The sequence below is a fragment of the Tepidibacillus sp. LV47 genome (assembly GCF_048381575.1).
In the GTDB taxonomy this organism is placed as follows: Bacteria; Bacillota; Bacilli; order Tepidibacillales; family Tepidibacillaceae; genus Tepidibacillus.
The window spans coordinates 232,137-245,924 of the sequence record NZ_JBLWIF010000002.1; the positions used below are offsets into that span (position 1 = coordinate 232,137).

Below are 13,788 nucleotides of genomic sequence, written 5' to 3' on the forward strand. Positions count from 1 at the left end.
TTTAACGTAAAATGATCTCATGACAAATCTTCACTTTTTCGCTACACTTTTATTTAAGAAGAGTTTGAGGAGGAACCGTTGATGGGAATAGGAAATCTGCAAAACTGCCCACGGTGTGGAAAGGTTTTTGTTAAGGGGACTAAGGATGTTTGCCCTGCTTGTGATCGAGAGATCGAAGAAGAGTATCAACGATGTGCAGAATATATCCGTGAACATCGGCTTGTGAATCTTTACGAGTTAAGTGAAGCAACAAAAGTTAGCGTGAAACAGATTACCAAATTCATCAAAGAAGGTAGAATTTCCATTGCAGAATTGCCAAATATGACTTACCCGTGTGAGTCATGTGGAGAACCGATTCGTGAAGGGAAACTATGTCCAAGTTGTCGAAGTCGATTAGAGAAGGGAATCAAGCAAGCCATTGAAATGCAAACCATGAAGGAAGAACAAAGTAAAGGGATAGGATTTCGCCGAGACTTTTTAGGGAAAGATTAAATGAGAAAATGAAAAATAGAGAAAACCACTAAATATTTTTCTTTCATTTGTCGATATATAAGGTAAACCTTATGTGTCGGCTTTTTTATTGTAAAGGAGTGGTATCAGTGAGGATCAATGATATTAATCGAATCCAGGGGATCAATCAATACCAAAAAATGAACCAGAAAAAAGAAGATATAAAGAAAAGCGAAGAAAAGAAAGATCAGGTTTCCATTTCAGAAGAAGCAAAAGAACTCCTAGAGAAGTCTAAGGATCTGACTCGCCGCGAAAAAATCAATCAGATCAAAGAACAGATTCAAAAGGGAACTTATACCATTGATCCCAAGAAAGTGGCCGATAAGATTCTTGATTGGTTGAAGTAAATCGGGGATCAGGGGGAAGAGAAATGTCTAATTTTCAATTATTGATGAATGTAATGAGAGATCTTTATCAAGCGCATACAGAAATGCTTGAAATTGCGAAAAATAAGAAGCAAATTCTGATTGAAGGAAATATAGAAGAATTATCTAGAATCATGAATGTGGAATCTCAATGGGTGAAACGGGTTGGCAAGTTGGAAGATGAGAGAATCGCTGCTGTTGAACAACTATTAAAAGAAAAAGGAATTGTTTTGCAAGAAGTAACCATGAATGATCTAGTCAAAATGATGACTTCGCCCCAGGAAAAAGAACAGCTTCAACAAATACGTTTAAAACTTACTGAAGTCATTCAAGAGATTCAGAAGTTAAATGATTTGAATTCCTTGTTAATTCAGCAATCACTCGATTACATTTCTAATTCAATTGAAACGGTGATGGGAGAACCCAAGAATTCTTATACTTATGGAAATCCGATCTCAGTAAAGCCACAAACGGTTGGATCTCGTCGAGGTTTTTTTGATCAAAAAGCATGAACAAAGGGAAGGAGTGGAAGAAATGCGTTCCACATTTCATAGTTTAGAAACAGCGAAACGTGGGTTATTTGCTGCACAAACAGCTATTCAGACGACTGGACATAATATTGCAAATGCGAATACAAAAGGATATACAAGACAAGTAGTCGATTTTGTCGCTTCAAAGCCAATGGAGGCTCTTGCTTGGACAAGAAGTACTTCACCTGGACAATTGGGAACAGGTGTCGATTATTCCAACATTCGTCGATTAAGAGACTCTTATCTGGACGGACAATTTCGCAATCAAAACCAAAACTTTGGTGATTGGGAAGTCCGTCAAAGCACCTTTGAAAAATTAGAAGCAATTATTAATGAACCTTCCGATTATGGAATTCGTACCGTCATCGATCATTTTTGGAATGCATGGCAAGATTTAGCAGGGCAACCGGATAATCTCACTGCTAGATCGGTTGTTATTGAAAGAGCTGTTGCAATGACCGATGCGTTTAACGATGTGGCTCAGAAGCTAGAAGATTTAAAATCTGATCTCGTAGAAAGTTTGAAAGTAAAATTAGGTTCAGGGTCAATCGATGCAAATGGAGAACTACAGATCGAGAATATTGGTGAAGTGAATACCCTTCTCACGCAGATTGCCAAATTAAATGAGCAAATTTATCAAGTAGAGGCCCAAGGTGATCATGCTAATGATTTACGTGATCAGCGTGATCTCTTAACCGATCAATTGTCTAAATTAATCGATATCACCGTGAAGGATGAAAAGGATAATAGCGGGTATACGATTACATTGTCAAATGGAACACAATTGGTAAAAGCGAATCATGCAAACCAGGTATACATGGATTCTTCAAATCCATCCGCATTGAAAGGATTTTTGTATGATCCAGAGACAAAGACGATTACTGATCTTACACCAAATACGCAAACATTGAAAGATGTTTTTAGTAGCGGAGAAGTACATGGATATTTGCAATCGATCGAAGAAGTAGAAAAGATTCAAACGCAGTTGGATAACTTAGTGAATGGGTTAGTTTCGGGAGAAATAGATCTGACATTAGCAAGTGGTACCCAATTACCCCAAAACATGGCTAATCGTCTCGGCTTAGATGCAACAAATTATGATTCTTCTACACAGACCGTTACAAAGGATGTTGCGGTTAAAGTCCCTGGTATCAATGGTCTCCATCAAATGGGTTATGACTTGAATAGCAATCCGGGAATAGAATTCTTTACAAAAAAGGATAATACGAAGCCAATGTCTGCAAGCAATATTCAAGTCAACACAGAGATCCTCAATGATGTGACCAAAATTGTGACGTCGAATCGTTTAGAGAATGGGGTCGTATTAAAAGGGAATAACCAAGTTGCTTTATGGATCGCAGATATGCGCTATACTAAGATCGCGGGAATCGGGAGCTCTGATGAATACTTCCGCTCAATGGTTGGTAATTTGGGTGTTAGATCCCAGGAAGCTGTTCGCCAATATGAAAGTCAAAAAGTATTGGTTGAACAAGTTGACCATCGTCGACAAGCTGTAAGTGGGGTTTCTTTAGATGAAGAGATGGCTGATTTAATTAAATACCAACATGCCTATAATGCTTCAGCGCGGATGATCACAGCAATTGATGAAATGTTAGATAAGGTGATTAACGGAATGGGTATCGTCGGCAGATAACATTAGAAAGCAGGTGAGAGAAATGCGAGTCACACAAGGGATGTTAAATAATCAGTTGTTACGTAATCTTAATATGAATTTATCTAGACTAGAAGTATTGCAAAACCAAATGGCAACGGGAAAACGGATTAATAAACCTTCCGATGATCCTGTTGGCTTGAGTTTTGCTTTACGCTATCGTAGTGAGCTTGTTGCTAATGAGCAATATCAGAGGAATGTGGATTCTGCTATTTCCTGGTTAGAATATACAGATAAATTGATTAGCGAAACGAATGATGTTCTGCAAAAAGCAAGAGAACTTGCGGTGCAAGGGGCAAATGGCACGAACTCTGATGAATCAATGGAAGCATTAGCGATGGAAGTAGAACAATTATATGAACAACTGGTGAATATAGGGAATAGCCAATTTAACGGCAAATACGTGTTTAATGGACAAAAAACGGATCAACCGCCTTATGATATGGATACGGCTAAGCTATTAGGGACAGCGGATCCCGATACGGGGAAAATTTTATTTGAGATTGGGACTGGAATTACCATTCCAGTGAATATATCTGGGAAAGAGTTGTTTGGGGCAAATGATGCTACGAATCCTAATGCTTTCCAAGTATTAGAAGAGTTAAGAAGTGCGTTAATGAATCATAATCAATCGGATGTCAATACGGTTCTAGGTAAACTTGATAACGTGTTAGATAATGTCATGTCCAAATGGGCTGAAGTAGGAGCACGAGCGAACCGAGTAGAAATGATGAAAAATCGCTTAGATAATGAGAACATCAACATCCAAACTCTTTTGTCAAAAGCAGAGGATGCTGACTTAGCTGAAGTGATGATTAATTTAAAAATGGAAGAAAATATTTATCAAGCTTCTTTATCAACAGGTGCCAGAATTATTCGTCCAACATTAATTGATTTCTTAAGGTAAGTTTTGCAAAATAAGCTTTATCATTTCAAAAATTTTCCAATAAAGAGATAAAGCACTTTAAAAAGACCGGGCTATGCCCGGTTTTTCTTATTTCTTGTTGTCATCATAGATTGGAAATATAATTAATTAGTTAGTTATTTTTTAATCTCAAGGAGTGGAGCTGGATGATATTAATGATTGATAATTATGATTCATTTACCTTTAATTTAGTTCAGTACTTAAAAATGCTTGGGGAGTCAGTAGAAGTTAAACGCAATGATGCAATAACCATTGATCAAATTAGAATGATGAATCCAGACTTGATTGTGATTTCACCGGGGCCATGTACGCCCAAGGAAGCAGGGATTTCAGTTTCGGTAGTAGAACAATTATCCGATGAATTTCCTATTTTGGGAATTTGCTTAGGCCATCAAATTATCGCTCAGGCATTTGGTGCAAAGATTGTTCACGCTTTAGCTCCAGTACATGGCAAAGTTCATCCGATTACACATGATGGTAAAGGTGTATTTAGAGGTCTCAAAAATCCTCTGAATGTTACACGATATCACTCATTAATTGTAGATAAAAAAACATTACCTGAAGACCTAGTCATCACTTCTACTACTGCTGAAGGAGAAATAATGGGTATACGACATAAATATAAGTTAGTCGAAGGGATTCAATTTCATCCTGAGGCCATTCTAACTGAACATGGTATAGACATGCTTAAAAATTTCTTACGTAATGTGAAGGTGAAAAAGAATGATTATCAAAACGTGTAGGACTTCTATTAAAAGTGTGGACTTATTTTTAGCCATATCAAATGAAAAATATCCTATGTTTCTTGATAGTAATCATAATTTTGCAGAATTGGGCCGTTATTCTATCATTGTAGCTAATCCTTTTGGCTATCTAAAAACCATAGGAAATCAAACTGCTCTCTATCTTCCAACCGGCCATGAAAGAATAATAGAAAATCCTTTTAAAATATTAAAAAATATTCTTACTAAATATAAAGTTAAAAATAATACAGAACTACCATTTATTGGAGGGGCAGTTGGATACCTTGCTTATGATCTTGTTCATTTTATTGAGAAGCTACCATCTAATGCAATAGATGATATTCAAATACCAGATATGTTTTTTGGACTTTATGATGGTGGAGTAATATTTGATCATTTCAATGACAAGGTATTTATTGTTGATAGTGGTATTAGGCAAAATGAAAATGATCGGATTTTATGGTGGGAAGAAAAAATAAAAAAAATAAGTGCTTTATCTGTGGGCTTACATACTCGTCAAATTCCACCTCATTACCATATAAAAAAAGATCACAGCGCATTTAAAGGGAACATGAGTAAACAAGAATATTTTGAAAGTATATTAAAAATTAAAGAGTATATTAAGAATGGAGATATATACCAAGCTAACTTTACACAACGCTTTTCTGCAACATTTAAAGAAGATCCTGTCCAGCTTTATCTTCAATTAAGGGAAAAAAATCCTGCACCATTTGCAGCTTATCTTGATATAGGGGACAGCTACATTCTTTCTAGTTCACCTGAGAGATTTATCAAGCTAAAAGATAGAATTATAGAAACTAGACCAATAAAAGGAACGATTCCAAGAGGATTAACGCCAGCAGAAGATGCTAAAAACAAAGTAATATTAGAAAATAGCGCAAAAGATAAGGCAGAACTTTTGATGATCGTAGATTTAGAACGAAATGATCTTGGTAAAGTTGCTAAAGTAGGTTCTGTTCAAGTCGTAGATTTATTTAAAGTTGAAGCATATGCTACAGTTTTCCATCTGGTTTCAACGATTAGAGCTGTTTTAGATGATGCATACGATGTCGTTGATTTAATTCAAGCAATGTTTCCGGGAGGATCGATTACTGGAGCACCAAAAATTCGAGCTATGGAGATTATTGATGAGTTAGAGCCTACAAAAAGAAATGTTTATACAGGATCGATTGGATATATCGATTTTAGAGGAAATACCGATCTAAATATAGCGATCCGAACAATTGTAATGAAAGATGGGACTGCACATTTTCAAGTCGGTGGAGGTATTGTATGGGATTCTGATCCAGAGAAGGAATATAATGAGACCCTTGCTAAGGGAAAGGTGTTCTTTGAGATTTTAAAATCGTAGAAGATGAAAAAGGGGGAAAGGTATGATTCTATATAATGGTCAAATGATGAATAATAATAGTTCCCTTTTTTCAAGTAATGTTATTTTAGGAACAGGTATTTTTGAAACATTAACCGTTTATCATAAAAAGGCAATTGATTTAAATTCTCATATTGATCGCTTATTTCTATCTCTTAAGTTTTTTAACCTTCATGTTAAAAGTTCAAAACAAGAATTAATCTCACAAGTAGAATATTTTATCAAGCATATTGATGAGAAGAAAGTTGCTTTACGTATTGCGGTTATTCAATCCACTAAAAACGAACCAGCTGATATTATTATTTCTGCGAATCATTTTCCATATCAAAAAGAAGATTATGAGAGAGGTTTTAAGATCAGTCGGTCAAGTGTTATAAGACATAGTTCTAATCCATTACTTTACCATAAGACAACAAATTATCTTCTGAATAAATTAGAATTAGAAAAAGCTCAAGGTAAAGGTTTTGATGAAGTTATTTTTCTTAACGAGATTGGAGCTATTACTGAGGGAACAAGAAGTAATATTTTTTTAGTTTGTAATGGCAACATATATACTCCAAGAACTTCTTGTGGTTTACTAGAAGGCGTGACTCGTAATAAAACAATAAATATTGCAAAAAAACTAGGATTTAATGTAATCATTGATACGATTCCAAATAATTTCCTAGAAACATGTGATGAAGCTTTTTTGACTAGTTCATTATTAGGGATTATGCCAATATCTCAAATTGAAAACAGAAAATTAAATAGAAGTACGTTTGTAATCACACCAATATTATTAAACGAAATAAACAAAGAGGCAAGCAATTGATGGCATTAAGTACAACACTGTTTCAACAGGACTAAATAATAGACTTTGCTCGCAAACACTTTTTTGACTCAATTTTTAACCATTCTTTGAAGGAAAACAGAGTTTCATAGAGAATATACAAAGTGACTCCCCCTCTTTGGGCTTTTATGTTTTGTCACTTCATAAATTCTCCAATAGTGGGGTAAATCGCAATACGCTCTAGATAATAAAGGGGAATGACATATGCCTTCTATCCCTCAAATCCAAATTCGCCAAACTTATGCAAAAATCGGTATGGATAGCACTCCAGCCAAGTTAGAAATCAGACAACCGCAAGCAATCATCAAAATGCATCAAGAACCGATCAAATTGGAAATTGAACATTCTTATCCCAAAATTGAGATTAATCAAAGGAAAGCATGGGGAGCATTAGGTTTCGTTCCATTTCCTGATTTTCCTAATCGTATTTATGAACGTTTGCAACAAGTGTTTTTAAACAATCTAGCACTAATGGCCGAAAAAGGGGATCGATTTGCAGCGATCCAACTACAAGAAGACCCGTTTGCAGAAATGGCAACAGATCTATCCGTTTCTTTACCTGAATTGGATTATTTTGATACTCCTTCTTATGATAATGTGGATATTGATGTGAAACCACCCATATTGAATATCCAATGGATCAAAGGCGGAGTGGAATTGGAGGTTCAACCCAATAAACCAGAGATGCATTATATTCCCGGAAACGTGGAAGTCTATCTTAAACAAAGAAATTCACTACAAATCTTTCTACCAAAAATAGAACAAAGGATTTAAGGAATGAATCGAGAAATGCTATAGTAGATTCTATAGCATTTTTTTGATGTATTTGTTGATGCACTGATTTGTATATTCAACGCGCTCCGTTGTCCGTGTATTTCTATTTAATGAAAAATTAAGGTAAGAAATACACTCCCAAAAGTCGCTGCTTATGAATATACAAACCAACATTGAGAAAAGTTTCAGGATGTGAAGATAATTGAAAAAATCTAATAGAAGGGGAAATTAGAATGGCAAAAATTGAAACGACTCGTTTTGGTCGGGTGGAGTATAACGAAGAAGATATAATCCATTTTGAAAACGGAATCCCTGGATTTGAGAAGGAGCAACTGTTTCTACTTATTCAACCTGATGTTGATCAGCCCTATGCTTTCTTGCAATCGGTTCAAACATCAGAATTGGCTTTTGTGATTGTCAATCCTTTTATCTTTTATCCAAATTATGAGTTTGACTTAGATGAACAGAGTAAAGAAGAATTAGAAATAAATAATGTTGAGGATATCACAGTATGGGGAATTCTCTCGATTCCAGAAGACTTTAAAAAAACAACCATCAATTTAAAAGCACCTGTGATTATCAATGTGAAAAATAGAAAAGGAAAACAAGTTATTTTACATGATACGCTTTATGAAATCAAAACCCCTTTATTTTCGCAAAAATTAATAGAGGGGGTTAAATAGATGTTGGTTCTAACCCGGAAAAAAGGCGAATCGATTATGTTAGGTCATGATATAGAGATCACGGTTGTTGACATAGACGGTGATCAGATCAAACTGGGCATTAATGCACCCAAACATATTGAGATTCATCGTAAAGAAATCTATTTAATGATTCAAGAAGAGAATAAGAAGGCAGCAAAACCAACCATTTCTATTCATACATTAAAAGAAATCTTCCAAAATAACGAGAAAAATAGATGAATGAATGAGAAAAAGGGAGATGGAATGGGAAGATTCGCTCTATTTACTTTTAATCGCAAAATTTAAATAAAAAAGCAATTCTCTTTTTGATCGATATATAAAGTAGATTGGGAATTCATAAGCGGCCGCATGAATTCTCATCCAACCACAAGGATGTGGAAAAACAAAATTCAAGGAGGAAAATAAAATGAGAATTAATCACAACATTGCTGCATTAAACACGTATCGTCAGTTGAGTAACAATAATGTGAATACACAAAAGTCGCTGGAAAAGCTTTCATCTGGTCTACGGATCAACCGCGCTGGTGACGACGCTGCTGGTCTGGCCATCTCCGAAAAAATGCGCGCCCAGATTCGCGGTCTCGAAATGGCTTCAAAGAATGCGCAGGATGGCATATCCCTTATTCAGACTGCTGAAGGTGCCCTCAACGAGGTCCACAGCATCCTGCAGCGCATGCGCGAACTGGCGGTGCAAGCGGCAAACGACACGAATACGAATAAGGACCGTTTTGAACTGCAAAAAGAAGCCAACCAGCTGGCTGAGGAAATCACCCGCATCGGCAACAACACCGAATTTAACACCATGAAGTTGTTGGATGGAAACTTGACTAGCATATTTCATATAGGTGCAAACGAAGGGCAAAACTTGTCTCTTGAAATTGGCGACATGCGCGCCGAAGCCCTTAGCGTGGTAGCCGCGAGTGCGGTGATGACATATGATATTACGGGCACCAATGCAACAACCATTACCCCGACCAATCTTGACAATCTGAAGGGTGGCGCCTATACGGCTGAGGTTGCAGCTAATGGTACGGTAACTCTAAAAGATGAAGCCGGTAACACTGTTGCGTCGGCCACTTTGGCAGATGCTGGTACTTCTGTTACGTTGAGCATTACAAATGCAAATTACTTGGTGGACGGTACAACTCAGGTTGATTTGACGATTGATATCAAAGATACAGATACGACTACTGCGGTGGCGACTAACGCAGGTTCCATCTCGATCAATGTTCTTGAAAAGGGCGAAGGCATAAGCATTATGACGTCAAACGATGCCAGCAGTGCGATTACCAAAATTCAAACGGCATTGGACAGAGTGTCGGCTGAGCGCTCCAAGCTGGGTGCCGTTCAAAACCGCCTGGAACACACCATAAATAACCTTGGCACTGCATCCGAAAATCTGACCGCTGCCGAATCCCGCATCCGTGACGTGGACATGGCCAAAGAAATGATGGAGTTCACCAAGAATAACATCTTACAACAAGCAGCACAAGCTATGTTAGCGCAAGCTAACCAGCTACCTCAGGGAGTACTTCAATTATTACGATAAATAAATAACACCCTTTTTTAGAGGGTTGGTTTAAAAAATATCGTGTCAGTCTTTTTATTGACACGATATTTTTTTTAATCTTTAGAATATAACGAGGTGTTATAATGAAACCATTTATTTCTTTATGTATGATAGTAAAAGACGAAGAAAAAGTATTAAAGCGTTGTTTAGATTCTGTAAAAGATGTAGTAGACGAGATTATATATTGTAGATACTGGTTCAACGGAAATTTTATTGGGTATCACTAAACAATTTAAATAAAATTTCCGATAATGATAACAAAGGTTATTATGGGAGGTGAAGTGTGTAAATGGGGATTGAAGGTGTTTTAACAACACGTCAAATGGTAAATGCAATGGATCGTATACAAGATAATAAAGTTACTCCAATCAAGCAAATACAGGAAAATCAAGGAGAAGAAAAAAATCAAAATATCACCGTTACAAAAGAAAAGCTTGCCAAACAGATTGAAAGTGTCAACCAATTTTTAAAAACCGCCCAAACATCGATTCGATTCCAATTGCATGACAAATTACAAGAATATTATGTTCAAATTATTGATGAGAATACAAAAGAAGTGATTAAAGAAATACCGCCAAAGAAATTCTTAGATATGTATGCTAATATTATGGAACAGATCGGTTTAATTATAGATCATCGAATTTAATAGGTGGTGATAAAAATGAGCTTGCGAATTGGTGGTTTAGCATCAGGGATGGATATCGATAGTATAGTTGAGAAGTTAATGAAAGTGGAACGAATCCCGTTAGATAAATTAACACAAAAGAAACAGATTCTCGAATGGCAACGTGATGCATATCGGGAAATGAATACCTTGTTATATGATTTTAAAACATTTCTTAGCGTCACCCAAACGGATGGAATTGGAAGACAAAGTACGTTTTTAAAGAAAGTGATTTCTAGTTCCAATGAGAGTGCCGTAACCGCTAAAAATATAAGTGGGACGACAGACATCAATACACAGATTAGTGTGACCCAATTAGCAAAAGCTGCTTCTATGTGGAGTGCTGGAGATATAAGAAGTAATCAAAACTTTAATCCAGATGACTTATTAGTTAATCAAAAGGATAATCTGGTTAATGGGGCTGATTTACCAACCACGTCATTTAATATTCATATCCAGGCGATTCAGGCCGATGGTTCCGTTGTGGATAAATCAATCACGGTTGATCCGAGCAAGATGAGTTTAAACCAAGTGATAAATGAAATCAATAAAAGCTTAGATGTGAATGCCTTTTATGATACGAATAGTGGGAAAGTGGTTCTTTCGGCTAAACATACAGGTGATGCAGCAAACCAACCTGAAATAAAAATAATGGATACCGATACTAATGGCTATAATTTTATGACAAGCGTACTACGTTTATCGGCAGATAGCGATACAGCAGCTAATAATTCTATAGGTCAAGTTGGGCAAAACGCCAAGTTTACATTTAATGGTATGTCTATGGAAAGAACCTCTAATATTTTTCAAATCAATGGCTATGAATATACCTTAAAAAATATAACGGCTAATTCTGTAACTCTTACTTCCACAACAGATACGGATGCCATTTTTGACTCGATAAAAAAATTTGTTGATAAATACAATGAAACGATTGATAAGATCAACTCCAAGATCTCGGAAAAGCGTTACCGGGATTATCCGCCGTTAACTGAAGCCCAGAAGAAAGAAATGAAGGATAAAGAGATCGAACTATGGGAAGAAAAGGCGAAGAGCGGGTTATTGTATAACGACAATATTCTTTCTAGTGGCTTAAATCAAATGCGTCTTCAAATCTATGATTCGGTCGATGGTTTGACCTCTACGTTTTATGATTCTGCAAAAAAAGCGGATACTACGATTAATCAACTTGCAAACATTGGCATTACCACATCTTCCAACTATCTGGATAAAGGAAAGTTAGTGATTGATGAAGCAAAGTTAAAAGAAGCAATTTCGCAAAATCCGATGGCCATTTATGAACTTTTTAATAAAGAAGTGAAAAATGCAGATGGCAGTCTAAACTTTAAGCAAAGCGGTATCGTGACACGTCTTGAAGAAGTAATTGGCCAAACGATAAAAAATATCGAGGTAAAAGCAGGGAAAAGTTATTATACCAACAATCAATATACATTAGGACGGCTTTTGGACCAGGTGAATTCAGATATCACCGATTTTGAACAAAGATTAAAACAGATTGAAGATCGATATTGGCGTCAATTCACTGCAATGGAACAAGCGATCAACCAATCGAACCAACAAAGTATGTATCTGATGCAACAATTTGGACTCGGACAATAAGGAAAGGGGAGTACCTTTGAATCATGTCCGTCAATCATCCATATCAAACCTATCAACAGAATTCAGTAACTACTGCTTCTCCTGGAGAGCTTACGTTAATGCTATACAATGGCTGTCTAAAATTTATCAAACAGGCTAAACAAGCGATTCAGGAAAAGAAAATCGAGGAAAAGAATACAAACTTAATCAAAGCCCAAAACATCATTCGCGAATTAATGGTCACATTAAACATGGATTATGAAGTCGCCAAGCACATGATGCAAATGTACGAATATATTTTGCGCCGGCTGATTGAAGCTAACATTAAGAGTGACATAGAGATCTTAAATGAAATCGAAGGATATGTCGTTGAATTTCGTGATACTTGGAGAGAAGTCATCCAAATCAATCGCAGAATGCAATATGGCCAAGGTGGGGCATAATCTTGAAGCTTGTAAAACAAATCTACCAGATTACGATACAACTTCATCAACATTTGCAAAAGGAACCAAAGAGAGAGGAACGGGACGAATATATTGGGCAAATTCAAGCCTATCTTGATCAAAGGGAAAAACTCATCGATCAATTAAAAGGAAAAACAGAGTATACGAAAGAGGAAAAAGAATTAGGAAAAAAAATCGTCGACTATAACCAAGGGATCGATCTGATGTTAGAGCGACTTTATCGATCGATTGCCGCAGATGTTCGACAATTACAGGAACGAAAAAAACTTCAACAAAAATACATCCATCCTTACCAAGGGTTATCTGTCGATGGTATGTTTTTTGATAAGCGGAAATAGCTGAAGCATAATATAATGGGGGAGAAAACTAAAACCATGGGACACCACCATCACCACGACGATGAGCACGAACATTACTACGATAACACTAAATTACATGACAACCAATTTGTCTTTTTGCGTTACTATCTGCATATGCTGCAAACGTGTGAGCAAGGAATTCATTATTTAAGCAAAAGGGTTGAAAATGGGCAAACGCTGGATTTAACGCAACTTCAAGATTGTATCGAAGTTTTTCGAACTCTTGAGAATGCCAATTTCTTATCTGCGAATATCATGAAAAAAGTTGATTTTCCTACCTATGAGCTGATTCACTCATTTGATCAATATAAGTCTCATATCGAACAAGTAAAACAATTGATGGAAAAAAAAGAGACCGGTCGCGTCGTGGAAATTCTCGTTGGTCAAGTATTCCCTGCTTATTTAGAATGGTCGAGGGAAGTCCAAAAACGCCTCTTTCCACGGATTCAACAATAGAATAAGGTTGCACATTTAGGGCTGACTCACAAGAGTCAGCCACTTTTTTAAGTATAAGAATTTGCGACTAAGCTTCCTTACCCCTAATAAGCTTAGCTTGTATGCTTCTATAAGCATGACTTTTTTTGTATATCTATTTATTCACAGAAAATTAACCTGATTTTTATATTTCACAAATAGAACAGGCATTCTTGTGAACAATGTGCACAAAAAAATGTGGATAATGTGCATAAC

The 13,788-nt window shown here is 36.3% G+C and carries 17 protein-coding genes and 1 pseudogene; all 18 read left to right on the forward strand.

Annotation, left to right across the window (positions count from 1 at the left end; genetic code table 11):
* The first annotated feature begins 81 nt into the window (after window positions 1-81).
* On the forward strand, window positions 82-492 hold the full coding sequence (locus ACMW72_RS04285) for a TIGR03826 family flagellar region protein (RefSeq protein WP_418367598.1): 411 nt from the start codon (window positions 82-84) through the stop codon (window positions 490-492).
* A 107-nt stretch (window positions 493-599) separates the two neighbouring features.
* Window positions 600-857, forward strand: coding sequence for a flagellar biosynthesis anti-sigma factor FlgM (flgM, locus tag ACMW72_RS04290; RefSeq protein ID WP_418367599.1), 258 nt, complete (start codon window positions 600-602; stop codon window positions 855-857).
* Between the two features lie 23 nt (window positions 858-880).
* The gene (locus ACMW72_RS04295; RefSeq protein WP_418367600.1) at window positions 881-1,387 is read left to right on the forward strand and encodes a flagellar protein FlgN; all 507 of its coding nucleotides are present in this window, start codon (window positions 881-883) and stop codon (window positions 1,385-1,387) included.
* A gap of 22 nt (window positions 1,388-1,409) precedes the next feature.
* A complete protein-coding gene (gene flgK / locus ACMW72_RS04300) occupies window positions 1,410-3,059 on the forward strand; it encodes a flagellar hook-associated protein FlgK (protein ID WP_418367601.1) in 1,650 nt (549 codons plus the stop codon).
* Window positions 3,060-3,081: 22 nt separating this feature from the next.
* The gene (gene flgL / locus ACMW72_RS04305) at window positions 3,082-3,984 is read left to right on the forward strand and encodes a flagellar hook-associated protein FlgL (protein ID WP_418367602.1); all 903 of its coding nucleotides are present in this window, start codon (window positions 3,082-3,084) and stop codon (window positions 3,982-3,984) included.
* A 164-nt stretch (window positions 3,985-4,148) separates the two neighbouring features.
* The gene (locus tag ACMW72_RS04310) at window positions 4,149-4,745 is read left to right on the forward strand and encodes an anthranilate synthase component II (RefSeq protein ID WP_418367603.1); all 597 of its coding nucleotides are present in this window, start codon (window positions 4,149-4,151) and stop codon (window positions 4,743-4,745) included.
* On the forward strand, window positions 4,726-6,117 hold the full coding sequence (gene pabB / locus ACMW72_RS04315; protein ID WP_418367604.1) for an aminodeoxychorismate synthase component I: 1,392 nt from the start codon (window positions 4,726-4,728) through the stop codon (window positions 6,115-6,117). Before ACMW72_RS04310 ends, pabB begins: the two co-directional genes overlap by 20 nt.
* 22 nt (window positions 6,118-6,139) lie before the next feature.
* On the forward strand, window positions 6,140-6,946 hold the full coding sequence (locus ACMW72_RS04320; protein WP_418367605.1) for an aminotransferase class IV: 807 nt from the start codon (window positions 6,140-6,142) through the stop codon (window positions 6,944-6,946).
* 222 nt (window positions 6,947-7,168) lie between these two features.
* Entirely contained in the window at window positions 7,169-7,738 is a 570-nt protein-coding gene (locus tag ACMW72_RS04325) for a DUF6470 family protein (RefSeq protein ID WP_418367606.1), read from the forward strand.
* 233 nt (window positions 7,739-7,971) lie between these two features.
* Window positions 7,972-8,421, forward strand: a complete 450-nt coding sequence (gene fliW / locus ACMW72_RS04330; protein WP_418367607.1) for a flagellar assembly protein FliW — start codon at window positions 7,972-7,974, stop codon at window positions 8,419-8,421.
* Window positions 8,422-8,661, forward strand: coding sequence for a carbon storage regulator CsrA (gene csrA, locus ACMW72_RS04335; protein WP_418367608.1), 240 nt, complete (start codon window positions 8,422-8,424; stop codon window positions 8,659-8,661). It begins immediately after the preceding gene.
* 187 nt (window positions 8,662-8,848) lie between these two features.
* Complete coding sequence (locus ACMW72_RS04340; RefSeq protein WP_418367609.1) at window positions 8,849-9,991, forward strand: flagellin; 1,143 nt, start codon at window positions 8,849-8,851, stop codon at window positions 9,989-9,991.
* A gap of 104 nt (window positions 9,992-10,095) precedes the next feature.
* Window positions 10,096-10,246 (forward strand): annotated as a pseudogene (locus ACMW72_RS04345) (glycosyltransferase); the annotation flags it as partial.
* A 55-nt stretch (window positions 10,247-10,301) separates the two neighbouring features.
* Window positions 10,302-10,658, forward strand: a complete 357-nt coding sequence (gene flaG / locus ACMW72_RS04350) for a flagellar protein FlaG (RefSeq protein ID WP_418367610.1) — start codon at window positions 10,302-10,304, stop codon at window positions 10,656-10,658.
* 15 nt (window positions 10,659-10,673) lie between these two features.
* Window positions 10,674-12,296, forward strand: coding sequence for a flagellar hook-associated protein 2 (locus ACMW72_RS04355; protein WP_418367611.1), 1,623 nt, complete (start codon window positions 10,674-10,676; stop codon window positions 12,294-12,296).
* A gap of 23 nt (window positions 12,297-12,319) precedes the next feature.
* Complete coding sequence (gene fliS, locus ACMW72_RS04360; protein ID WP_418367612.1) at window positions 12,320-12,718, forward strand: flagellar export chaperone FliS; 399 nt, start codon at window positions 12,320-12,322, stop codon at window positions 12,716-12,718.
* A 2-nt stretch (window positions 12,719-12,720) separates the two neighbouring features.
* Window positions 12,721-13,077, forward strand: a complete 357-nt coding sequence (locus ACMW72_RS04365; RefSeq protein WP_418367613.1) for a hypothetical protein — start codon at window positions 12,721-12,723, stop codon at window positions 13,075-13,077.
* 15 nt (window positions 13,078-13,092) lie between these two features.
* Window positions 13,093-13,554, forward strand: coding sequence for a hypothetical protein (locus ACMW72_RS04370; RefSeq protein ID WP_418367614.1), 462 nt, complete (start codon window positions 13,093-13,095; stop codon window positions 13,552-13,554).
* The last annotated feature ends 234 nt before the right edge of the window (window positions 13,555-13,788 follow it).